At 57.5% G+C, this 21,949-nt stretch carries 22 protein-coding genes; 9 read left to right on the forward strand and 13 right to left on the reverse strand.

The genetic code is table 11. The features are described from left to right. Positions 1-139: 139 nt before the first annotated feature. The gene (locus tag KUF55_RS18735) at positions 140-325 is read right to left on the reverse strand and encodes a DUF6480 family protein (protein WP_132360939.1); all 186 of its coding nucleotides are present in this window, start codon (positions 323-325) and stop codon (positions 140-142) included. Positions 326-952: 627 nt separating this feature from the next. On the opposite strand from KUF55_RS18735, the gene KUF55_RS19030 reads away from it, so the two are divergent. The 5 genes from KUF55_RS19030 to KUF55_RS09000 all read left to right on the forward strand — a co-directional run bounded on the left by KUF55_RS19030 (position 953) and on the right by KUF55_RS09000 (position 3,461). Continuing rightward, the gene (locus KUF55_RS19030; protein WP_370630973.1) at positions 953-1,057 is read left to right on the forward strand and encodes a DUF6766 family protein; all 105 of its coding nucleotides are present in this window, start codon (positions 953-955) and stop codon (positions 1,055-1,057) included. 344 nt (positions 1,058-1,401) lie between these two features. Further along, a complete protein-coding gene (locus KUF55_RS08985; protein WP_132357511.1) occupies positions 1,402-1,584 on the forward strand; it encodes a hypothetical protein in 183 nt (60 codons plus the stop codon). Positions 1,585-1,671: 87 nt separating this feature from the next. After that, positions 1,672-2,598 (forward strand): SDR family oxidoreductase, encoded by a 927-nt coding sequence (locus tag KUF55_RS08990; RefSeq protein ID WP_218818630.1) that lies wholly within the window; start codon positions 1,672-1,674, stop codon positions 2,596-2,598. 46 nt (positions 2,599-2,644) lie between these two features. Further along, a complete protein-coding gene (locus tag KUF55_RS08995; protein WP_132357515.1) occupies positions 2,645-2,902 on the forward strand; it encodes a DUF4235 domain-containing protein in 258 nt (85 codons plus the stop codon). 292 nt (positions 2,903-3,194) lie between these two features. Next, positions 3,195-3,461, forward strand: coding sequence for a hypothetical protein (locus KUF55_RS09000; RefSeq protein WP_218818631.1), 267 nt, complete (start codon positions 3,195-3,197; stop codon positions 3,459-3,461). A 145-nt stretch (positions 3,462-3,606) separates the two neighbouring features. Here the strand turns inward: KUF55_RS09000 and KUF55_RS09005 are convergent, their stop codons facing one another. From KUF55_RS09005 to KUF55_RS09020, 4 genes are all read right to left on the reverse strand, one after another. Continuing rightward, positions 3,607-3,786 carry a hypothetical protein gene (locus KUF55_RS09005; RefSeq protein ID WP_218818632.1) on the reverse strand — a complete coding sequence of 60 codons (180 nt, stop codon included), beginning with the start codon at positions 3,784-3,786 and terminating at the stop codon, positions 3,607-3,609. Positions 3,787-4,618: 832 nt separating this feature from the next. Further along, positions 4,619-4,855: a hypothetical protein gene (locus KUF55_RS09010; RefSeq protein WP_218818633.1), complete on the reverse strand. Its 237-nt coding sequence runs from the start codon at positions 4,853-4,855 to the stop codon at positions 4,619-4,621. Between the two features lie 557 nt (positions 4,856-5,412). Then, a complete protein-coding gene (locus tag KUF55_RS09015; protein ID WP_218818634.1) occupies positions 5,413-7,281 on the reverse strand; it encodes a long-chain fatty acid--CoA ligase in 1,869 nt (622 codons plus the stop codon). Continuing rightward, complete coding sequence (locus KUF55_RS09020) at positions 7,278-7,739, reverse strand: MarR family winged helix-turn-helix transcriptional regulator (RefSeq protein ID WP_218818635.1); 462 nt, start codon at positions 7,737-7,739, stop codon at positions 7,278-7,280. The genes KUF55_RS09015 and KUF55_RS09020 overlap by 4 nt, the downstream gene beginning before the upstream one ends. A 143-nt stretch (positions 7,740-7,882) precedes the next feature. Between KUF55_RS09020 and KUF55_RS09025 the strand changes: the two genes are divergently transcribed. The 3 genes from KUF55_RS09025 to KUF55_RS09035 all read left to right on the forward strand — a co-directional run bounded on the left by KUF55_RS09025 (position 7,883) and on the right by KUF55_RS09035 (position 11,311). Beyond that, positions 7,883-8,803, forward strand: coding sequence for a DUF1295 domain-containing protein (locus KUF55_RS09025; protein WP_218818636.1), 921 nt, complete (start codon positions 7,883-7,885; stop codon positions 8,801-8,803). Next, on the forward strand, positions 8,800-10,431 hold the full coding sequence (locus tag KUF55_RS09030; protein WP_218818637.1) for an NAD(P)/FAD-dependent oxidoreductase: 1,632 nt from the start codon (positions 8,800-8,802) through the stop codon (positions 10,429-10,431). The genes KUF55_RS09025 and KUF55_RS09030 overlap by 4 nt, the downstream gene beginning before the upstream one ends. Positions 10,432-11,086: 655 nt before the next feature. Then, on the forward strand, positions 11,087-11,311 hold the full coding sequence (locus tag KUF55_RS09035; RefSeq protein ID WP_255557403.1) for a VanZ family protein: 225 nt from the start codon (positions 11,087-11,089) through the stop codon (positions 11,309-11,311). 145 nt (positions 11,312-11,456) lie between these two features. On the opposite strand, the gene KUF55_RS09040 is transcribed toward KUF55_RS09035, so the two are convergent. After that, the gene (locus tag KUF55_RS09040; RefSeq protein WP_218818639.1) at positions 11,457-12,461 is read right to left on the reverse strand and encodes a GlxA family transcriptional regulator; all 1,005 of its coding nucleotides are present in this window, start codon (positions 12,459-12,461) and stop codon (positions 11,457-11,459) included. Between the two features lie 37 nt (positions 12,462-12,498). Between KUF55_RS09040 and KUF55_RS09045 the strand changes: the two genes are divergently transcribed. Then, on the forward strand, positions 12,499-13,167 hold the full coding sequence (locus tag KUF55_RS09045) for a cysteine hydrolase family protein (RefSeq protein WP_132357534.1): 669 nt from the start codon (positions 12,499-12,501) through the stop codon (positions 13,165-13,167). A 778-nt stretch (positions 13,168-13,945) separates the two neighbouring features. On the opposite strand, the gene KUF55_RS09050 is transcribed toward KUF55_RS09045, so the two are convergent. The 7 genes from KUF55_RS09050 to KUF55_RS19035 form a co-directional block, all read right to left on the reverse strand. Then, positions 13,946-15,031: a peptidase C39 family protein gene (locus KUF55_RS09050; RefSeq protein WP_218818640.1), complete on the reverse strand. Its 1,086-nt coding sequence runs from the start codon at positions 15,029-15,031 to the stop codon at positions 13,946-13,948. Between the two features lie 54 nt (positions 15,032-15,085). Continuing rightward, the gene (locus KUF55_RS09055; protein ID WP_218818641.1) at positions 15,086-17,227 is read right to left on the reverse strand and encodes an iron ABC transporter permease; all 2,142 of its coding nucleotides are present in this window, start codon (positions 17,225-17,227) and stop codon (positions 15,086-15,088) included. A 12-nt stretch (positions 17,228-17,239) separates the two neighbouring features. Next, complete coding sequence (locus KUF55_RS09060) at positions 17,240-18,307, reverse strand: ABC transporter substrate-binding protein (RefSeq protein ID WP_218818642.1); 1,068 nt, start codon at positions 18,305-18,307, stop codon at positions 17,240-17,242. Positions 18,308-18,353: 46 nt separating this feature from the next. After that, the gene (locus tag KUF55_RS09065; RefSeq protein ID WP_255557404.1) at positions 18,354-19,151 is read right to left on the reverse strand and encodes an ABC transporter ATP-binding protein; all 798 of its coding nucleotides are present in this window, start codon (positions 19,149-19,151) and stop codon (positions 18,354-18,356) included. Between the two features lie 150 nt (positions 19,152-19,301). Then, the gene (locus KUF55_RS09070; RefSeq protein ID WP_255557406.1) at positions 19,302-20,072 is read right to left on the reverse strand and encodes an AraC family transcriptional regulator; all 771 of its coding nucleotides are present in this window, start codon (positions 20,070-20,072) and stop codon (positions 19,302-19,304) included. A gap of 516 nt (positions 20,073-20,588) precedes the next feature. Beyond that, a complete protein-coding gene (locus KUF55_RS09075; protein WP_132357548.1) occupies positions 20,589-21,065 on the reverse strand; it encodes a GNAT family N-acetyltransferase in 477 nt (158 codons plus the stop codon). Between the two features lie 316 nt (positions 21,066-21,381). After that, complete coding sequence (locus KUF55_RS19035) at positions 21,382-21,642, reverse strand: hypothetical protein (RefSeq protein WP_370630974.1); 261 nt, start codon at positions 21,640-21,642, stop codon at positions 21,382-21,384. Positions 21,643-21,949 lie beyond the last annotated feature (307 nt).

The following is a 21,949-nucleotide window of genomic DNA, read 5'->3' on the forward strand; positions in this document are numbered from 1 at the left end:
ATGGGCAGGTAGGCGAAGAATGAGGTGCCTATCGGAAGCGCTGAGACTGTGCGGCGATCGGTGAGGCCTTCAGGTTGCGCTTGTAACGGTTCCAGCGCAAACCACATGGGTAAAGGTTTTCTTGACCTAGGAAAACTCTCTATTCCTGATGGCCCTGATCTCCACTCATTGATCCTTCTGCGGGCGGCGTTTCACCGGGAGGTACTCCACCGCCCGGCTCCAAACCGGTGACGTTTCCCTGCAACGGATCGGGGTTGGGCCCTGCGAGCTCTTCCCGAGGATTCTCGTCCGACATCTCATTCTCGTGTTTTTCTTGGTCCTGCATCTCGCCATCTCGAGGTGCTGTCGAATCTCCCACGATATTCTCCTAGCGTTCGATATGTTTCCGTGCGGGTATCGTAAATCAGCCTTCGCTTTCGGGCAAGACTATGGCAGAGCAGTCCAAAATTTCTGCCACTTGCTTCCGGACCATGTGCGGTATGGGATGAATAATCCGCTTAATCTCGAAGGGGCTCCAGGTTCCAGGTTCCGGGTTCAGGGCGTTGGGCTCCCAAGTCACTGCGCCGACACCAGTGACGTCCTTGGCGGTGACGAGCCACTGATTCTTCGCCCGTCACGGCACTGGTCAGGGAGAGCCTGGACTCGCCCTGACCCTCTTGGTCCTCATGAACGAAACGATCGAGCCGCAAATCGTGCCAGTCTCCAGCTTCTGTGAAGGACGATGACTGAAATTCCACGGTTGATTTTTGAGACCGTGGCAGATCCCTGCACGCGGTGTGAAGCGCCGAATTTCCTGTGGCTACCAGTTGTCATCTTTGGCCTGACGGTCTATTCCGTCATCGGCTGCCGCCCGATCGGGGATCGGGCGGAAGGTACTGCCGAAGCACGGCCTAGGAGCCGTTCGTGACTTCGGGGCAGCCGGTTACTGGATCCGGGGTCTGGATCGGGATACATGGGTTCAGTGGATTATTGGGATCGCTCCCTGCAGAATTGGCAATCCGAATTCTTGGCAGTGGGCTGCATGGTCATGCTCTCCATTTTCTTGAGACAGTGGTGACCGGCAGAATCCAAGCCTGTCGGAGCGCTTCGGCGGAGACCTCCACGGAAGACAACTGACAAGCTTAGACAGCTTCTAGAGCCCAGCCCCGTTGACGGCCAGTGGCCCGGAGAAAGCCGCCGCCGGACCCAACGCGAGTACACCGATTGTCAAAAAGGAGCGCAGAATATTGACCTAAAGCACACTTCGCGACATGGTGGATATCAGGCCTTGTTCATTGAGGATGATCGCAACAAAGCGACTATCCGGGCCTTGAGGTTCAGACCCGTCAGGGTTTCATACCTCTCCCACCGCACGTATCCGACCTGTAAATCCGGATTTCCGGACGATGAAAGGAATACAACATGACTGATCCAACGCCTGAGGAAATCTCTGCTGCGAAGTCTGCAGAGAAGCAGAAAGCCCAAGAAACAGACAAAATTTCTGATCCCGCCCTCAATACCCAGAAGGGTCATGACTGGAGCGATGAAGGTGGAGCCACCGAGGACGGTCCCGCCACGGGAAACGAAGCCGCTCCGGGTCGTTAGTTCCGGCGTTTCGGGAGCCTTCGGACTCCCTGTCAGCAAAAACCGCTGATCTGAGATTCACTGTTTCGCCTATTGAAGGAGCCGCAGATGAGTACCGACAGTTCATTCAACACAACCCCTTCCGAGGGGAACCAGCAGCCAGCAGACCCGACCACCCGGTATCCCAGAATTAGCCCACCGCAGCAGCACCAGGCACAACCGGGACTCGATTCGAAGCTCGAACCGTTAGCTGACCTAGGTGAGGACTCCTATGTCGGTTCCGGGAAGCTTGCTGGCCGGCGAGCCCTCATCACCGGAGCCGACTCGGGCATCGGTGCGGCCGTCGCCATTGCTTTTGCCCGCGAAGGAGCCGATATTGCCATGGCCTATCTTCCAAGTGAAGAATCCGATGCGCAACGAGTTGCCGGGATCCTCAGGACGGAGGGAAGCACCGTGCATCTGCTCCCGGGAGATTTGCTTGAGGCGAACTACCGCAATGCCCTGGTTCGTGGTGCCGCCGAGGCCCTGGGTGGGCTGGACCTTCTGGTCAACAATGCTGGCAAGCAAGTGAGTGTGGAGAGCCTCGAGGAGTTGAGCGACGACCAACTCCTAGCGACCTATCAGGTGAACATCCTGTCGATGTTTACGCTGAGTCGGGAAGCGCTGAGCTACCTCCAGCCAGGGTCAAGCATCATCAATACAACCTCGATCCAGGCCTATGATCCCTCACCCCACCTGCTTGACTATGCCTCCACGAAGGCTGCCATCAACAATTTCACTAAGGGGCTCGCCGCCCAACTAGCCCCGCGTGGTATCCGGGTTAATGCTGTGGCACCGGGCCCGATTTGGACCCCGCTTCAGCCCAGCAGTGGTCAACCCATCGAAGCTTTGCCGGAGTTTGGGCATGACACGCCATTGGGCCGTGCCGGCCAACCGGCCGAGCTCGCTCCCGCCTTTGTATTTTTGGCCTCAGACGAGTCAAGTTACGTTATCGGGGAAACGCTTAACGTTAACGGTGGGAAGGCCAGTCCCTAGACGGGTTGATCAACGCACACACCGCAAAAGACAGGAGTTGAGAAACATGAACGTCATTGCCAAGGCAGTGGGAACCCTTGCTTCATTACTCGCGGGACTTCTGGGAGCTAAGCTCGTTAGCTCCCTGTGGAGACGAACCACGGGAGAAGAACCGCCCACGCTGGCGAACCCCGAAGTGCAGCAGCGGGCCAACATTGGCAAAGTTCTAGTCTTTGCCGTGATCTCCGGTGCCAGCGCGTCGGTCATTCAGGCAGTGACCAAGCGATGGACTAAGAGAATCGGCCGATCTTCGACACCTGCCTGAAGCTTTTCAGAACAGAATCGGTTCTATGCTCATGAGGGAAAAACCGGCCGAAGGTAGGAAGCTCGCTGGAGGCGAGCCTGTCCCGGCCTCAATCTCTGGGTTAGGCCCGATGAGGGGATGAAGGGTGTTGTCGGCGGCAGATGACAAGTCAGTGGCAAGCCTTAGCGTGTCATCTGCCGCCGGCACGACACCGGTGTATCCAAGCGGGATGACCCCTTGTGGGTGAACCGGAACGCTTAGGGGAAATTGGTGTTGATAAAGAAAACGGACACATCTTATTGAGGAGCTGTCAATGGATGACAAAGAAGCACCCAGAAGCGGCAAACGATTCCTGGCCCGTCGAGGCGTCGGCCTGGCCATCTCCGGAGCGTTGATCGCTGCCTTGTTTGGAATTTTTCTGAACATCGACCAAATGACCGGTGAAGGTTGGAAGAGCCCGATGCTGGTCGGAGTTCTTTTGGGACTGATCATGCTGGTGTTCGGGGTCTATCGTCTGGTCAAGGGCAACAGCAGCCTGGATTATCCCCAAGGCGGAACCAACAACGAACCAGAAAACTAGCATCTCGAGGTGTCCCGTGTGCTCGATGTGCCTTGGCGCCCTTTGGTCGGAGTCGACAGGTTCTTGACGTTCGCGTCTCGAACGGCAAAACGTCCTAGACCTCGGCTGGGAACCGAAAGTCCGCCAGAGTGCCGACGCCGTGTTGTCACTCTGGCGGAGCCTGCTGGGAAGCTTCCATTGACCATTCAGCACGTTGAAGCGCTTCGGCAGTCGCCCGCACTTTGAGTAAATTGAGGTTATCGATGGTGTAGGCGCCGACCGCAAGCCGACGATCAACGAATTCATCCGCCAGGGTTTCTAGGTTCTTCCCAAAATTGAACACCACCTTGAAATACCAGAGTGCACTACATTTCTGAAGTGGCTCTTCAAGCTGAACGCTTTGCGGAACGCCTTAGTTAATTAATCATAATGCCGTCATCTGGAGGAACGACGGTACTCGGGTGTCGTGGATATCCCAGGCGAGAGCACTGCTCAAAAGATGGCCCATACTTCGGCCGAAGAGCCGCCGATTATGTCGGACATAAGCGCTAGAGACAGGAGCAGCCCAGCGAACCCAAATTGGACCGGGGTGAAGCCACTGGCCCACCGCGCCGACTGCATTAGTATCCACGGACCAAAAGTGGACCAGATCCCCACGAAGAACATGTCGATGGCCAGGGGTTCCTGCAAAACCCGGGTACCAATTGGACACTAAGTCCAAGATCGCGATTGGAATAGCGGTCATGGCACGGGCTGCGAGGACCACCAGTAACTGACCTATAGGAGAAAATCTCGTGGCCGTCCACTTGAATTTGGGAAGACTCAAAAGTGATCCGGCACGTAGCCCTATCACCGAAGTACCGGTCCCGTGAATGCGGTCTCCCCAGAGAATCGGTCCAACCCATCCCGTTCCCTTGGAACTGCGCATATCCAAAGACGAATGGGGATTTCCCGTGTAGCTACTTTCTACCGTTGGACTGTTCATCACCGTCAAGATATCTGCAACTGAGGTACATAACAGTTTACCGACTAGACATAGCTAGACGCCTTGCGAATCAAAAGTTGACCGCCAGATTGTAGGTTCTGGGAACTGGCGATCAACTGATGGAAACGTCACCGCCGTCGCTTCTGTGAGTCTTCTGCACCAACCGGCTGCGAGCGGACCCGATACTGTTTGGCTAGTCCTCCGCAGAGCCCTCAGCGTTCGCAGCTTCCTCTATCCAATCAATGGCTTGATCTGAGAGTAAAAATTCCTCAGTATCATCGCCCGCGACCCATGGGGCTTCTGGCGTGAGGGGCCCCGCCACAGCCTCGATCTGATCGAGAATGTTTGGCGGCACAACATCTCCGTTGTTGTCAATTAACCATTGCCGAGTCGAAGAGTTCAGAAGTGGCCACCAGTTCTCAACGTTCATGCCTTAATTCTGACAGCAGTGGGTTCGGTTGGTGATCCAGAACGGGTGTTTTTCTGGCTCATGAAGTTGCAGCCACGAATGGAGGACCTCTGAAGGAGTCCACTGCAGTGTTTCGATAGGCCGTGGATGGCAGATGTGGCCTACCGTGCCCAGGACGTACTTCAAGAACTCTGGCCGGGCGCTTGGTGTCAACCACTCATATTCGGGTTAAAAATCGGGGTTCAAGTGAACGGCAAACCGATGACCAGACCAGACTGGGCTGAAGTGAGAATTTGTTCTGCCCTTCGGATCACTAGGTTGTCATTTGTGGATGGTGCCTTTTCTTGTATAGGTGCCCGGTCAGCACAACCACAAGCCACGTGACAAAGCCGGAGATAAAAATACCCCAAAGAATGTCCGTGATGGCAGCATCGTGGGAAAGCACTTTGAGCGTCGTTAGCGCCCAAAGTGCTTTTCGTATTGATGCCTCGCCACGGAATTAATCCAAAGTCCGTCGAATAGCGCGAACAGTAATGCGGTGAATGCGTAGCAGAGCAGCCATCTCTTCACCCGGATACTCACATTTGCTTCCCAGTATCGGCGTATATTTTTTCCACAAAGAAGCGGGATCGTTCGATGAATTTGTCGCGCTTAAGTTTCATGGTCGGTGTGACGATTTCGTTCGATTCACTCAGGTCGCTAAGCAGTACAACAAACCTTCGAACTTGCTCGCTACGTGCAATCTTCGCGTTAGCGGCGCCTACTGTCTTAAGGATGACTTTAGTCAGTCGTTCATCATCGATCTCAACGGCTCCACCGTCCTCCGGAATTCGCAATCTGGCTATGTCGGTGATGCCTTCGCGCGTCGCCCATTCTTGAACAGATTCTGGGTCGAGTAATACTAAGCCACCAAGGAACGGCTTTCCTTCGCCGACCATGACAGCATGTGCAATAAGCGGATCGCTTTCGACGTAGCCTTCCCAAATGGTGGGGGAGACCGTTTTACCGCCGGCAGTGACGATGACGTCCTTGATTCTTCCCTTGAGGGTAAGACGGCCAACTTCATCGAACTCGCCGAGGTCGCCGGTGTGAAAAAATCCATCGGTGAAGGCATCCACGTTGTCTTCGGCGTTGGAGTATCCAGCAAATACACCAACGCCACGAGCAAGAACTTCTCCCTCGTCCGACAAGCGGACGGTTGTTCCGGGCATCGGTACTCCAACGGATCCTGATCTAATTGACCCGGGCATATTTCCGGTCAGCGGAGCTGTTGTTTCCGTGAGTCCGTATCCCTCAATCACGGGAAGGCCGATGCCACGGAAGAAGAGAGAAAGTTCGGCATCCAATGCCGCAGCCCCGGATAGTAGGTAGTCCAGGCTCCCGCCGACCAATTTTCGCAGTCGCGTATAGAAAATGAGGTCAAAAATGGCATAGCGTATCCGAAGACCGAGTGTGGCCTTGGCCTCGGTATTGGTCTCGCGGGCCTCAGCCAGCCTTCCCCACTCAAGTGCGGTGTCCTGTGCCAAATGCCAGATAGGCCCGAGGTGTTTCTGGGCAGCAGCTGCCGCTGCTGAAGCCTGAATTTTCTGTAAGACACGGGGAACTACCACCAAGAAGGTGGGCTTTAGAGCCGCTAAGGATGGCACCACTTCCCGAGTGTCGGCAAGATGCGCGATCCGCATACCGTTCGCCAGACAGGTCAGCTGAAGGCCGCGTGCCAAGACATGAGCCATCGGGAGGAAGATTATGGTGTTCCCCGATTCCTTGACCACCTCCTTGTAAGCGGCGGCAACGTTCAGAACCTGGCCTACAAAGTTGCCGTGTGTAATGAGCGCTCCCTTGGGTGCGGCTGTTGTCCCGGATGTGTAGACAATGGTTGCCGTCGATTCGAGGGTTGCCATGAGCCGTCGTTCTTCCACGACGCTGTCGGCTACGCGTTTGCCGTCGTCAACGAGAACTTGCAGATCCGGTTCAGCCCGGGTGTCCATGGTCCAGATCTTCGCTCCAGGGATCCCGGCCTGCTCAAATCCCCGTTCCAACGTTGAGGCTTGTTCACAGCTGCCTGCTACCGCACTACTCACTGCCGCATCGAGTAGGATCGCCGTGACTTGCTCGACTGACGAAGTTTCGTAAATTGGAACAACAACGGCGCCGGCGAACCAAGCTGCCATGTCTGCCAATGCCCATTCATACCGAGTGGGCGACATGATGGCCAACGATTCTCCGGGCTGAAGACCTGAAGCAATGAAGCCCTTGGCCAAGGCGCGTACCTCGTTGACGAACTCCCTCGTGCTCACTTGGCGCCATGGGTCAGTGACGGCACCGTCAGCCGAGCGGATCTCGAAGGCTATGTGTTCGGGCGAAGTCCTTAGGCGCTCTATTAGCAGATCCGTCGCGTTCTGGTGAATGGACGGCCCAACCAAGAGCGGCGTAGTGAACTCTCTCATAGGGCTTCCTTCTGTGAAACGGTCTGCAGGTGGTCGCGCATCAGTTCTTGGGCAACGCCTAGAAAGCTGGTTATGCCTACCCTCTGATCGGGGGCTAACTCTTGCAGGTACCCATCAATTGCGGTCGCGAGTGGAGAAATTAGGTCTAGAATCTTTTGAGACGACGCCGGTGCCGCGCTGACAAGGACCTGACGGCGATTGACTAAGTTCCGCTCTCGTATCGCATGGCCGTGGAACTCGAGTCGGTTGGTTATAGCGGTGGTTGTGGCAGCGGTGGAACCCAGCTCCTGCGCGAGTTTGCCTGCTGTCATCGGCCCGAACTGCGCTAGCACCGAAAAAGCGCGGTAATCGGTGAGATTCAGGCCTAAGCTCGCAGCGATTTCTCGTTCGCTCTCTCGGACGAGGGCGTAAAGGCCCTGCAGGGTCTCAATAACAGAATGGGAAGGTGCAGCACACATATGGTTTCCTAAATTTAGCTAGCTAGGTTTATAGTCAATACTAATTGATCATCAAACACAATTGAACAAGCTGGCCTGCAGGAAAGAACCGTCGCGGAAACCCGTGCCGGCATCCGGACTGCATGCGTGAAGGGAACTGCCAGATGAAGGAAAAAAAGCTTAGGACGCTCATCGCCCTACCCGTGGTGGTGCTTGTTGGCGCCCTGCTTGCACTTGCCGGCAGTGACGGTGGTGCATTGATGGGACCGATTCCCGTCTTCACTCTTGCCGTTGCCGCGGCCTTTCTGATCCAGTGGATCGCCTTCATTCCGTCGTTCCTGAATCAAACCGAAAAATACTACGACCTGACCGGCACCCTGACCTATACGGCCATCACTCTGTTGGTTCTCTTTGCCGTTCCCGAGATTCATGGCAGGTCTCTGCTGCTCGCATTCATGGTCCTGGCGTGGACTCTAAGGCTGGGAAGCTTTTTGTTCCGGCGCATCAGCAGAGCAGGCAAGGATGATCGTTTCGACGAGATTAAGCCGTCGTTTGTCAGGTTCTTAAGCGTCTGGACCATTCAGGGACTCTGGGTTACCTTCACTGCCGCCGCCGCATGGGTCGCGATGACGTCAAGGAACCCCGGTGCGCTGGACGGTTTCGCACTCATTGGATTCATTGTTTGGGTCGTCGGATTCAGTTTGGAAATAGTCGCCGATCAGCAGAAGGCCCGTTTCAACCGCGACCCCTCCAACAAGGGAGAATTTATCGCCACAGGCCTATGGTCTAAGTCGCGCCACCCAAACTACTTCGGTGAGATTCTTCTGTGGGTCGGCGTCGCCATCGTTGCTTTGCCCGCATTGCAAGGATGGCAGTGGATCGTGGTGATCTCACCGGTGTTCGTTGCTCTGTTGCTCATCAAGATTAGTGGCATTCCACTCTTGGAAAAGAAGGCTGATTCGAAATGGGGCGGCCAGCTCGATTATGAGGCTTACAAAGAAAACACCCCCGTGTTGATCCCCAAAATTCTAGTTGGGGCACGAAATTCTAGGATGGTTCCCAACCGAAAAAGGAACATGCCGTGAAAGTCATTGTTATTGGTGCTGGACTAGCCGGACTGCGCGCCGCAGGATTGGCCTCCGAACAAGGGCACGAGGTCACGGTCCTTGAAGCTTCGCAGAGAGTCGGTGGCCGCGTCGATACCGAGCTGGTTGGTGGATTCCGGTGCGACAGGGGGTTTCAGCTCATAAATCCCAGCTACCCGGATGCCCGGCGAGCCCTAAACCTTCAGGACTTGGACCTCCACGCGTCAGGACGCGGTGTCGCGGTTCGGGATGAGTCTGGTGTTCAGATCTTGGCGGATCCTTTCAGGCACCCTTCGTACCTCAGAGGGATGTTCAGCGGCATGTTGAAACCAGCCGACCTTTGTGCAGTACTTCGGTGGAACCGCATTGCACGCGGCGGATCGATGACACTGCACCAAGCCATCGAACACGCTGGTTTCTCTGCGCCCCTACGCAAGGCCATCGAGCGATTCTTGTCGGGCGTGGTGGCAGATTCGGACCTTAAAACCGCGGGTCCCTCCGCTCGAACATTGGCCTGGTATTTCGCCAAGGGTATCCCGTCATTGCCGGCGCAAGGGATGTCGGCCGTGGCTCATCAGTTGGCGGAACGGCTCATGGAAAACATCCGATTCTCCATGACTGCGCAATCTCTCACCAGCCACAACGGGCAGGTGACGGTGACCTGTACCTCGGGCGAAGAGCTGATAGCGGATCGGGTCGTGGTGGCCGCTGGCCCCCGGGCCAGTGCCCGGCTCACTGGGCAGCCTGAGCCGACCATGAATTCACTGACCACCTGGTGGTTCGATGCACCTAGTCGACCCAGTAAGTTGCCATTTCTCTACCTCGATGTCCGAGAGGGTTCCAGGCTGAGCCATACTTCGGTGATCTCCAATGTGTGCCCTTCGTACGCACCTGCCGGACGTCATCTCGTACAAGCCACTGTTGTCGGTGCGCATGATTTAACTGACAGCGAAGCCTTGGCCCAATCCGCCAGCATCATGGGGGTTCAGGATCCTGACTGGAAATTGCTCGTGCGCCACGAAGTTCTCGATGCATTGCCTTCTATCGAGCCCGGGCATCGCTCACTAACTAGCAGGATCCCTGGCGTGATCATAGCTGGCGACACTGCAGAAGCGTCCATTCAAGGCGCATTGGCCAGCGGAGTTACCGCCGCACACACACTGGTTAATACCCGAGTATCCAACCATGCGCGTGATTCCTTCAACGATACGTTCACCCTTCAGATTCGCTGTAGAGGCGACGCCATGGAGGTATGGGAAAAGGTCACCGACTTGGATAGACATACAAGAGCCATTCCCCTTACCACGGTGACACCCGCACAAAGTCGGATGACCGATGGCCTGCAATTTGTCGCGCTCACGACCTTCGGGCCAGTGAAAATGGCAGACCGCATGGTGGTGCGCCTGGCCCAAGCACCTGCTGGGGAAAACCCGGGACATCTCAGCGTGTCAAAATTTGGTCCAATCGCAGGTCAAGTCGAGGCCACTATCGAGCAGCAAGGTTCAGAAGTCGTCATCGTTTGGCGTCAGAGCCTCCGGCCTGCATGGCTGCCACGCTGGCTCAGACCCTTTGGCACCGTTGTTGCACGAGTAGGTTACGGCATGGGACTGCGTAAATTACTGGTTTGAACAACTTTTTTGCCGACGATGCACTACACCTTAGCCACTGTCCATGCTGCTGACCGTGGCACCGTTCGTCACTGTATTCCTGTAGTGACCGGGGTTGCATACGATGAGCCATCGGCGGCGCCCGCAGAGTCTCCCTAGGCGCGATGGGCGTTTAGGCTGGTGGGTCCGAAGAGCTCGCGGAACCAGCCAAATGAAGGAGCAATTAAGTCCCCCTCAGCAAAACGCAGCGTCAGTGCCCAACACTAGGTAGCGGAATGCCGCCGGTGCCCCGAAAGACGATTCATCAGTTGGACGTCGGAGGGGCAGCTCAAAGTATCTCCATAATTTCCACAAAGGCCCAGAATCACCATGTACCGCAGCTTTGGCTATCTCATCCCATGTTTCTGGTCGGGGTCGTGCTCCTGTAGGCAGTCACGCTGGTGGCGAATTGGAAAAAGATCCGGACACGGAAGATCGACTGGCTGCGGCTTGTCGTCGAGTGGTGCACCCTTGCTTGGCTCTTGGACATTGGTCTCATCGCCCTCATGCCGACGTCCGGAGTATTCGGGGAACATGCTATTTCGCTGGTGCCCCTGCAAGAACTCATCCTTCATGGACCGGCTACTCGGTCCTCAAAGAGGGTGCGGCGAACATCTTCCTGTTCGCGAGCGGTTAGGTGGCTTTGTCTCTGTATAGGCGGGCATCAGCATTGCAGACCGCACTGGTGTCCACCGGAATCGCACTGGTGATTGAAGGGCTGCAATACGTCTTGGTCCTCGGACGCATCAGCAGCATAGACGACCTGTTGTGGGCCTTTACCGGCGGCCTGCTCGGCGGCGCCGGTGGCGTCCTATGTCGGAAACGCGTCAAGACGAAGCGCAGGTCTACGACCCGCCTCTAGGAATCCGCGGCGTGCCTCAGACATGGTGCTTCTTATTCGGCGTCGCGCCTCAATTCGTTGTCCGTACGCCCAATCCTCACTGGGACACCCAGAAGCATCCAATTGCTCTAGACGCAGCCGGTGGCGACAGATTGGCTGTAATGATCTAGCTTCGTGGGTGGAAAGCCTTGCGATAATCCAAAGGCGCAATGCCCTTGACCGCCTTGAATCGCTGGCGAAACGACACCGGTGAAGCGTAACCGACAGCACTTGCGATTTCCGCTATGGAAGCTTCGCTTTCCTCCAACAGATGGCTGGCTTCGTCGATGCGCCAATTCATCACCCACTGATGAGGCGTCGTTCCAGTTTCAGCCGAGAATCGTCGAACGAAGGTGCGCTCGGACATACACGCCATTCTGGCAAATTCAGCCACCGTACGAGTCTGGCGAGGGTCGGCCGCCACCAACGAGCGGACAACTTCTAGGGCATCCCCATCTGGTGCTCTCAAGGCCACTGGCGAACGTACAAATTGTGCTTGACCTCCTGTGCGGTGGGGAGCCATGACCATGGACCTAGAAACGGTTGTTGCCACTTGTCCGCCACAGAGCATACGGATGAGATGGATGCACAGGTCGATTCCTGCCGCAACGCCGGCAGACGTCCAAACTCTGTTGTTGCCCACAAAGAGCACCGACGGCTCAACGTTGACGTCGGGATACCGTGTAGCCAACGCGCTGGCCAATCCCCAATGGGTCGTTGCGGCTTCACCATCCAACAAGCCGGTTTCCGCTAAGACGAACGCGCCCGAGCAAAGCGAGGCAACAACGGCACCCCGACGGTGCGCTTCCCTGATCACGTCCAAGTATTTGGCTTCGGGAATTACGTTGGAGTCACCCAACCCGGGAACAAGAACAACATCGGCCGCCTCGGCCCAAGCCAATGACGCATCAGGGGCGCACTGAGCACCTTCAGTGAGTGGAACCAGACTCATTCCATCGGAACAACGTCGAAGTTCAATGTCCAGGGGCGGGGATGAGAGCCGTTCGGGGGACCACGTCTCGGTGATAATGGCGACATCAAACATCCGGGCACCAGGAAGGAGTAGAAGGGCGACAGAAAGCATCAATTGAGTATATGGCGGAAAATCATCGGACAGTGTCAGATCTGCCACTCACGGATTTCGGGCCAATCCCGGCAGAGTTGAAACTATGAATGCGATCGACCTCAATGCCCTTGACCACTCTGACCACTCTGACCACTCTGACGGCTCTGCGACTTCTCAACGGTCATCACGCGGTGCACATAGCGAACTTCGAATTTCACCGAACACGGCGCTCATCGTCATCGATGTACAACAAACATTTGACGATCATGGCTACTGGGGGGAGCGGGATAACCCGGATGCCGAAAACAATATCCTCCGACTCGTTGGTCACTGGCAGAATAGAGGACTTCCTCTGGTCATGGTGATGCACACGTCGACGCGACCTGAATCAACGTTTCACCCGGACCGGACCAGTTCACAGCTCAAGCCCTTCCTGGCGAATATCAAGCCGACCTTGGCCGTTGCGAAAACAGTGAACTCCTCGTTCCTTGGCTCACCGGACCTTGCGGGTTGGCTCACTGCCAATGGCATCAAACAGGTAGTTCTTTGCGGCATACAAACCAACATGTGTGTCGAGACCACAGCGCGTATGTCCGGCAACTTGGGTTTCAGCACGGTTATGGCCATCGACGCCTGCCACACGTTTGATCTTCAAGGTCCAGATGGTTCGGTGATACAGGCAGCGGAGCTATCCAAGTCCACGGCAACCAACCTGTTTGGCGGTGGCTTTGCCGACGTCGTGACAACCCAAACCATCATGGAAAGCTTCTAGGGGAGCTGACTGCATGGCTTGGTCTACCGCCGCAACCCGGCTGAACCCCGTTATCCACCGAAATACTTAGGTCCAGCTGTATGGGGACATATTAGATGCAGTCACGTCGCTACGTAGGTCAAACTTCTCAATCAGCCTGAGTCTGAGCCGGCTGTCATTTACCGGCAGCAGCTGCGCTGAATGTCCAACTTCGCCGCACCCGACTTGGAACGTCCGTACGTGGAACGCTCACCGAGACACCTGGATGGTCGCTCAGCCGTTTTCCCTGCCGGGCAACGGCGCTCCGGCAAGAAAGGCACGATATTCTTCCTGCACATCACCATCGATTGAAGGCTGGACATTGCTGTAGCGAGCATCTGTGCGATCTCGTTTCGGTCCGGAAATCCAGTACTCGTCTCCGGTCTCGAGGTCTACGAAATTTGAGTCGAATGTCCCTGTTACGTGGCTGAGAGCAAGATTGCGGAAGTACGCCGTCCTCCAAGACTTCGAGAACCGGAGTCGAGTGATCCACGCGGGTCCACGATCGGTGTTGTGGCCCGTCTTGAGTTGAACGTACATTATGCGTTCTGCCATGGATCTACCGTAATCCGTCTGGGGCTGGCCGTCTAGAAACCGAATGTCGGTATTGGATCTGCGATCTCGCTTCGATCCTAGGACGTACCGTCTGGAGGCGATTTAAGCGGTCCCGCGGAAGCGATAGCGGCCCGGAAAATTATGCATATTTCCCGATCTGGCATAGTACGTTCCTATATCCATCCAATGGTCATGTACGCGGAAATCAAGCCGTCAAAATGAGCGCGGACCGGTAACCATCTGCCTCGAGGCAAGACATTTCGTCTAGTTCCTGGATAGGAATGGGAAGGCACGTAACGTCTACCCAGGTTTCCCCGCTGTCACTGTTCACCCACGAATCATCGAGCACCAGAACTGGGTTTTCTGTAGACCCTGCTGTCCCATGACAGAGTACCCAATGCGGGATGTCGTAGCCGAGCATCTGTTGCAGCGACACCAGCAAGAGGACCCGTGCGCCGTTGCTCACCGCTTCTCGGATCTTCACGATCTCCAAGCGCGTAGTAGTCAGTGGTAGTCCGGTTGTCTCAGCTTGGCGGCGCGATTCGGCCTGAAGGATGCCGCGCCAGCTGCGTTCGGCCTCGGGGTAGTAATCCACGATCACAGGCTTGTCGGTATCCAACGACACCGTAACCGAACTGTCTGGCCAGCGCTCCGCGACTGCAAGACCCAATCCGATCGGCTCACAGGCCATGAAGTTGGTAGCTTGACGCCACAGCAGCAGTTCCGAGGTGCGCAGGTCATCCAGGGCGGCGATGCTGGTGGTTTCCCCATGCGCGGCCAGCGCCGCAACCGCCGCGCAGGTGAAGTTCTCGCTTTGCTGGTAATGAGAGGTGCGCAGGTAGCGGGCAGGATGCAGCCAGTGCACGTACCCGGCTAGTGGAATCGAGGCTGAAGCATCCATGGCGTAGCGAGGCGCGGGCAACGCCTGAAATCCGGTCTGCTCGGCCAAGGTGGCCAGCGACGGATCATGTGTCCAGTGTTCCCATTTTACGCAGGCTAGATCCTGCTGATAGGCGTAATTCAGCACTCCACGGATCGTCTCTTCACCTGTTGGCGCATCGAGCGCGAGAATCCCGGCGATCTTCACATATGCCCCCGTGGAGCGTGCGGTAATTAATGCGGCACCGGTTATGGTGCCACCGGGCGACACAATCGTCAGCAACCGAGCGTTGGCAGCCCCTGTTTCGCGTTCCCACGGACCGAGCGCGGGACCCAGATGCCGAAGCAGCTGAGGATGGCGTTGAGGGTCGAAGTCTTGGACCGTGACGTGTGGTGCTGCGTGCTGTGACATGGGAGCCTTTCGGTTCAGTGGGGTGAACGGCTGGTGTGGACCGGGGCTTAGTTGCTAGCCGCGAGAGCGGTAGAGCAGCCAGATGAAGTACGGGGCACCGAGCAGGGAAACGATCAACCCGGCGGGTATCTGTGCCGGTGCGATCACGGTGCGGCCTAGGGTATCGGCCAGGCAGACCAACAACGCGCCGAAAACTATGGAGACCGGGATCACCCGGTGATGGCGGGCTCCCACCAGCGACCGGGCGAGGTGCGGGGCGATCAGCCCGACGAAGCCAACTACCCCCACGGCCACCACGCTGACCGCAGCGAGAAGTGCTGCAATGGACAGTGAGATCAGCCGGGTGCGGGCCGTCTTGATGCCCAGCACCCGGGGCAGGTCTTCGTCGATGGCCAGCAGGTCAAGCTTGCGGCCCATGAGCAGTACGAGCGGAAGGCTGAGCACCAGCACCACCAGAACTGGCACCACGTCTTCAAACTGGCGGCCATAGGTCGAGCCGGACAGCCAGGTGTAGATGCGCGGAGTTTCCCACGAGTTGATGCTCAGCAGCAGGTATGTGGTGACCGCGGAGAGAGTGTACCCCGCGCCGATGCCGATCAGCACAAAACGCTCCGGGGAGAACCCGCGACGCCAAGCCAGCGCAGTGATGGCAGCGAAGGTCGCCAAGCCCGCCACTACCGCAAAAATCACCAGCAGCGAGCGTGAGCCGCCGAAGGCGGTGACAACTATGGATGCGCCAAGTCCGGCACCTGCGGTGATACCTAGGATCCCGGGTTCGGCCAGCGGGTTGCGCACCGTGCCCTGCACCAGGCATCCGGCGAGGCCCAGGGCGGCTCCGGCACCCAGCGCTGCCGTGGTCCGTGGTGCGCGTTCGGAGAAGGCCCGGGCAACGAGCTTCGGGGCATCATCTTGGAACCACAGGGCCAGATCTCCCAACTTCAGGAACATGCTCCCGGCTAATAGGCCCAGAATCACGGCCACGAGCAGCAAAACGAGGCCCAGTAGCATGGTAATAATGAACCGGCGGCGGCTGCGCAGTTTGCTTGCCACCTGCATCAGGTTCCGTGAGCTGGAAGCTTCGGGCAATCTCATCGCCAGGATGATAATCAGCACCCCGCCCAGGACCGCGGTGGGAACGCCGGTGGGGATGGACGCCGCGCCTTGGGCGCCGAGCAAGGCCCGAAGGACCACATCGGCCAGCAGGATCAGCAGAGCACCGATTAAACCGGTGGCCGGAAGTAAAAACAGTTGGCGGCGCAAGACGGTCAGACGGCGCGACAGCAATCGTGTGAGCACCGGGGCACCGAGTCCCACAAAGGCGATGGGTCCGGCCAAGGAAACGGAGACGCCGGTGAGGACCACGGCACACAGGACGGCCAGGGTGCGAGTAGTGCGAACCGGGATGCCGAGCACCGCAGCGTTTTCATCCCCCAGGGACAGCACATCCAGCCGGCGGGATAGCAGGAGGCAGATGACCAGGACCAGCAGGATCACCGGGAGGCTGCGTATGAAAGCGTCCAGGTTCAGCTGGGCCAGCGACCCCGAGCCCCAGGCGTACAAGCCCGTGGTGTTTTCCTTGAAAAGCAGCAAGATGATGCCGCTGCCGGCTTCTAGGGCTATTGCGATGGCCGATCCGGCGAGAATTAATCGGGTGGTGGCGGTCCCGGCGCTGCGTCCGGAGATGGCCAGCACGACCCCGGCAGCCAGCAGCCCGCCGGCGAATGCGAGTGCGCTGGAGGCGAAGGTGGAAAGGCTGAGGCCCAGTGCAGCTGCCACGCACAGCGCAAAGTAGGCGCCGGAGGTGACGGCCAAGGTGTCGGGCGAGGCCAGCGGGTTGCGGGTGACCGATTGGAGCAGTGCGCCTGCTACCCCCAAGGCTAGGCCTACGGCGGCGCCCGCGCAGAGGCGCGGGAGCCGGGAGCCCGTGAAGATCTCGGCAACCCCTACCCCGCCAATACGCGTGTCATCCCCGAGGAGGGCGCGCAGCAGTTCTCCCAGGCCCACCCCTGAGGTGCCTTGGGTGAGATGCCAGGCACCCACCAGCAGCACCGCCGCCGCCAAGGCGGCCAACAGGCCTAGGCCGGAAGCGATACTCGTGCCGGTGACCGGAGCTGAGGAATGATCCGTGCCGGTCACCGGGGTACTGACGTCTCCGGCCACGGCCGGCCGGTCTGCGTATTTTTCAACGGTGTTCATTACAGGTGTAGGCTACTTGGCTTCCGAAGCGGAGGTCAGTGCATCGGTGAAGGCGTCCACGGCCTGGCTGGTGGATTTCGGTCCACCGGCACCCCAGACGTTCGGGAACTGGAAGGTCCGGCCTTCCTTGACTGCGGTCAGGTTCTTCCAGATCTCACTGGATTGCAGTTCGGTGGTCCACCCGGTGCCCGCGTCATTGGAGTAGAACAGGTTGGCTTCGCCGACGCCGGCCAAGCCTTCCACGTCGGTCTGGGCCAGACCATATTCCTTATTCACACCGCCCGAGCCGAAGGACTTGTTGATTTCGTCGTTCCAGACGGGGGTCAGACCCAGTTCCTTGCCGAGCTCGGTGAACAGCGCACCGTCGGTGTATGGACGGATGGTCAGGTTGGAGCCGTCAACCCAACCGTCGAAGAACAGGAAGTCGGAGGTTGCCACCTTCACATCGGCGACCTCCTGCTTCTTCTGCGCCAGGTGGGCGTCGAATTCGTTGAGCACTGCGGTAGCGCGCTCAGTCCGTCCGGTGGCTTCGGCGACCTGCGAGAAGACGTTTTTCATGTTGCCGATGGGATCTGAGGAGTCGTTGCCCTTAACCACCAGTACTGGAACGTCACCCTTATCAAGCTGGGCCACTACAGGGTCTTCTTCGCTGAAGGCATCAACAATGATCAAATCAGGGTTCAACGCGTAGATCGAATCTAGGTCCGGCTCGCCGCGCTCTCCCACCGAGGCAACTCCCTCTGGCAGTTTCTCTGCTGTGACGTAGGTGCTGTATCCCTCTGGGGAGGCAACGCCCACCGGGGTGACGCACAGGGTCAGCGCGTCTTCAATTTCCTGCCATTCGAGCACAACCACGCGCTTGGCTGGCTTCTCCAGCTCCAGGGTGCGGCCCAGGTCATCGGTCATCGATACCGGTTCGGTGCTGGTGGCGGTGGTGTCATCCGCGCAGGTGGCGGAGGTCGCGGCGGGGCTCTTTTCAGCAGCGGAGCTGGACACGTCGGTGGTACCGCATGCGGTGGCCGAGAACAGCAGAGCCAGGGCAGCCACGCCAGTGACGGCGCTACGGGCGAGTTTAGACATAGGTATTCCCTTGTTGTTGAGTGTTTCGGTGGTAAGAAAGAGGTGGTCAGCTCTGCCGGTGGCGGCTGACCGGTTCGATGCGCAGCTTTCCGGTTCGCGCATCGGGGTGGACCTGCACGCTGATCTCGTAGACATCGGAAAGATTCTCAGTGGTGAGGACCTCAGCCGGAGTTCCGGCGGCGTGCACCCGGCCGTGTTTCATCAACACCAGGCGGTCGGCCAGTGTGGAGGCCTGATTCAGGTCATGCAGGACGATGCCAATGGCCAGCCCACTTTTACGGGCCAAGTCATGAACCAAGTCCAGGGTCTCGACCTGATATCTCAAGTCCAGGTGGTTAGTCGGCTCGTCGAGCAGCACCACATGGGTTTGCTGCGCCAGGCACACGGCCAGCCAGACACGCTGCAGTTCTCCGCCGGAAAGTTCCCCAGCAGCCTTCTGGGCCATCGCTGTGGTGCCGGTCAACTCCATGGCCCGGGCTATGGCAGCATAATCCGCCTCGGATAACCCGGCGAAACCGCGCCGATGCGGGTGGCGGCCAAAGGCGACGATATCTGCCACTGCCAACCCTTCCGGCGTGGAGTGGGACTGAGCGAAGAGCGTGACTTCATGGGCGAAGTCACGTCCGTTCAATGTGCTAATTTCGCGGGGTTCCCCGTGAGAACCGGTGAGCGTGATGATCCCTGAGGTGCGCTCGTGCAACCTTGCCATGGAACGTAGCAGCGTGGATTTTCCGCTGCCGTTGGGTCCAATGAGCGCGGTGACCTGCCCCGGGGATAACCGGAAGGAGGCGCCGTCGACCACCGTGTTTTTGCCGTAGCGCAGCACCACCTCGTGGGCGTGCATACTTCCGGCCTCAGCGGTAGCTGCGCCTAGCATGCGTACCGGACGGACTGAATACGTCCGATATTCCTAATTATTTTCACTTAGGTAAGTCTAAGTTAAGTACTCGGTGTCAGCAATCGATGACTTCTGACAGTAGATCAGGTTTTTCGGTCACCTATTTCTTGCGCTACTGATAAATGCGCCAGGCGTGGAGCCCATGGTGCGACGAAAAGCGTCGATAAACGTACTTGGCTGCGCATAACCTAATAGGTCAGATACGTCCTGGACTCCTTCACCGTTGGCCAGAAGCTCCAAGGCACGGTGAATTTTGGCCGATTGGCGCCACTGTGCAAAGGACAAGCCCGTGGCTTCGCGGTAGGCGCGGGTGATGGTGCGTGCGCTGATCCCAGCATCCGCGGCCCATTGCTCAAGGGATCGATTATCCGCGGGGTCGGCCAATAACTGGTCAGCGATGTCACTGATCCGCGGGTCATCGGGCCGGCGCAGGGCCATTTGTTGAGCTGAAGGTTTGAGTACGTCGAAAACCACAGCCTCCGCACGTGCTCTGGCTTCTGGGCTTAGTTCTCGACCGGACAGATAGATCAACAACGACTCAAGCAACGGTTCCATATTGATCACCGTTGACGCTTTGAACGGCGTGGAGGTGCGTTCAGGGGCAAAGAAGGCACTAAAAAGTTTTATTTGAGCGGTCAGCCGTCCGCCATGCAGCATATTGGCTGGAATCCACAGACCATAACCTTCGGAGACGGTAAAAATGTGCCCCTCAATTTGCGCGGTTAGCGTCCCATCATGTGCCCACAAGAGCTCATGGGCTAGGTGCGAATGCGGCTCCCACTCTGTGGAGACCTCAATGTCATGCGCTTCACTTAAAATCACAAACGAAGAGGTCGCATTGCTGGGCAGTTCAGTTGCTTGCGCCAAGGCCGTATCCGGCTCCCGAGGCCAGGTGCCAAGCCCGATGGTCGGGGAAGGAGGGCAGGTCATGTTAGAAGTATAGAAAGATTTTGACATGACTCAACTGCGCTGGCGCTAAGATTGCTCCACCGACTCATAGGGAGCATTTCTCAGCAGCCCCTGGAAAGCCCAGGGACCGCGTCCAAAGCGGAATAGAGTTGAACACCCAACCGGTAAAGCGATAAAAGAGAGTTGAAGAACGCTCCGGTAGACCCGCCCCCGCGAATTCATAAATTGCTCTGTGCGCTTGCGGTTAACTCAGAGACGGAAATGAAAAACTTCACCGTTTAAAGAACACATCTACGTGACCTATCAGACTCGCTACACGCAAAGGAAAATCCAAGAGGATCGTTTTCGGTTCTTTGTACCTAGAGTTCCGTGTTTCGGCTTGTGACCTTGGTGCCACCTGACGACACTGATATCCACTGCGAGGACGTCGTGCGGGATGGCAAGCATCCGGCCGGGGATCCGCCGCGGTCAGGGCTAATTCAGCGTGTAGTGGTCAAGCTGTTCATCACGGGTCTCCAGTATGAACCCCCTACTGGTCAGCACTCTGGCCGAGACTGCATGGGCCGGGGCGACACGAGCAGTGACTTTCGTGTCGTTGTAGGTCTGGGGAATCATGCTTAAGGCGCTATCGAGCATTGCCCCGGCAACACCTCGTCCCCATTGACCTGATGATACCCAGTACCCGACCTCGACACTGTTTTCCTGACGGGAGGAAAACACGATGCCGACAGCTTCGGTTCCCTCGGTTGCTAGGAACCAACGGGATGCTCCAGCGGCGTCGATCGGGTCGGGTAGGAGGGCTCCCTGAACGCAGGTCTCGATAGTTTGCCGGTCCCATGGTTTCCCATAGCCAATAAAACGCATTACCTGTTCATCCGAGGCCATACTGGCAAAGAACTCGGTGTCGGTTTCCCGAAATGGACGCAGGGTGATTGAGGGAGGGATTGACATCTGGAGCCTTTCAATGTCGAGCCCCTTCGAACAGTCGCATCGTCACGTAAGGGGGGTGTCCGGAAAGGCTACCCCAGTTCCGTAAGGGGGGCCTCTCAACGGGCGGGGGTGGCCCCTTGGAAGTGGACACCGGGGTCAAATCTCTTAGCAGAGATCTCCATCATAATCTCAAAATCACGCTCGAAATCAAGCGGCGATTTGTAGCCCAACGAGGAATGTTTCCGACGGTTGTTATAACGGACAATCTACCGGTATACCTCAGCCCGGCACTCCTCCTTCGAAGCCCAACGCCTGGCCCCCTGCAACGTCTCACGCTTCAGCGTGGCATTGAACGACTCAGCCATCGCATTGTCGGCACTTGATCCAATCCGACCCATCGATTGCACCATGGCCAGCCGACGGCACACCGCCTAGAACTTAGACGAAGTGTATTGCAGGCCATGGTCCGTGTGCATCCGGACACCTGCCAGCGACCCACAGGCCCGCGCAGCCGTTTCAACGCCTCCACGACCAGCTCGGTACGCATGTGATCCGTGATCGACCAACCCACCGAACGCCGCGAACACACATCCAACATGGTCGCCAGATATAGGAACCTCCCTCCGTTCCGTACGGAAGGTAAGCAATATCGCTGACAAAGAACCGTCCCGGAGCGTGGGCCGTGAAGTCCCTGTTAACCAGATCCTCGAAGACCTGCGTTCCGGGATCCTTGATCGTGGTGGATTTCGGCTCGCGCAGGTGTCTTCCAGAGTGTCGTGTTTGGGAATTGATCACGGGGGAAGGCTACTTGCGGTGTGGGACCATCCCCATCGAAACGCTTCGCAAGAAGGGACTCCACCGCCGTCGTGGCATGGAGTCCCTTCTCACTTCACCCGTGGATTGAA

This window comes from Paeniglutamicibacter sp. Y32M11 (assembly GCF_019285735.1).
Taxonomy (GTDB): domain Bacteria; phylum Actinomycetota; class Actinomycetes; order Actinomycetales; family Micrococcaceae; genus Paeniglutamicibacter.

Bases quoted from the DNA above. Each gene is read 5' to 3' on its own strand.
- KUF55_RS18735 (WP_132360939.1), bottom strand. From the start codon at position 325: ATGCAGGACCAAGAAAAACACGAGAATGAGATGTCGGACGAGAATCCT.
- KUF55_RS19030 (WP_370630973.1), top strand. From the start codon at position 953: ATGGGTTCAGTGGATTATTGGGATCGCTCCCTGCAGAATTGGCAATCC.
- KUF55_RS08985 (WP_132357511.1), top strand. From the start codon at position 1,402: ATGACTGATCCAACGCCTGAGGAAATCTCTGCTGCGAAGTCTGCAGAG.
- KUF55_RS08990 (WP_218818630.1), top strand. From the start codon at position 1,672: ATGAGTACCGACAGTTCATTCAACACAACCCCTTCCGAGGGGAACCAG.
- KUF55_RS08995 (WP_132357515.1), top strand. From the start codon at position 2,645: ATGAACGTCATTGCCAAGGCAGTGGGAACCCTTGCTTCATTACTCGCG.
- KUF55_RS09000 (WP_218818631.1), top strand. From the start codon at position 3,195: ATGGATGACAAAGAAGCACCCAGAAGCGGCAAACGATTCCTGGCCCGT.
- KUF55_RS09010 (WP_218818633.1), bottom strand. From the start codon at position 4,855: ATGAACGTTGAGAACTGGTGGCCACTTCTGAACTCTTCGACTCGGCAA.
- KUF55_RS09015 (WP_218818634.1), bottom strand. From the start codon at position 7,281: ATGAGAGAGTTCACTACGCCGCTCTTGGTTGGGCCGTCCATTCACCAG.
- KUF55_RS09020 (WP_218818635.1), bottom strand. From the start codon at position 7,739: ATGTGTGCTGCACCTTCCCATTCTGTTATTGAGACCCTGCAGGGCCTT.
- KUF55_RS09025 (WP_218818636.1), top strand. From the start codon at position 7,883: ATGAAGGAAAAAAAGCTTAGGACGCTCATCGCCCTACCCGTGGTGGTG.
- KUF55_RS09045 (WP_132357534.1), top strand. From the start codon at position 12,499: ATGAATGCGATCGACCTCAATGCCCTTGACCACTCTGACCACTCTGAC.
- KUF55_RS09050 (WP_218818640.1), bottom strand. From the start codon at position 15,031: ATGTCACAGCACGCAGCACCACACGTCACGGTCCAAGACTTCGACCCT.
- KUF55_RS09055 (WP_218818641.1), bottom strand. From the start codon at position 17,227: ATGAACACCGTTGAAAAATACGCAGACCGGCCGGCCGTGGCCGGAGAC.
- KUF55_RS09060 (WP_218818642.1), bottom strand. From the start codon at position 18,307: ATGTCTAAACTCGCCCGTAGCGCCGTCACTGGCGTGGCTGCCCTGGCT.
- KUF55_RS09065 (WP_255557404.1), bottom strand. From the start codon at position 19,151: ATGCACGCCCACGAGGTGGTGCTGCGCTACGGCAAAAACACGGTGGTC.
- KUF55_RS09075 (WP_132357548.1), bottom strand. From the start codon at position 21,065: ATGTCAATCCCTCCCTCAATCACCCTGCGTCCATTTCGGGAAACCGAC.
- KUF55_RS19035 (WP_370630974.1), bottom strand. From the start codon at position 21,642: ATGTTGGATGTGTGTTCGCGGCGTTCGGTGGGTTGGTCGATCACGGAT.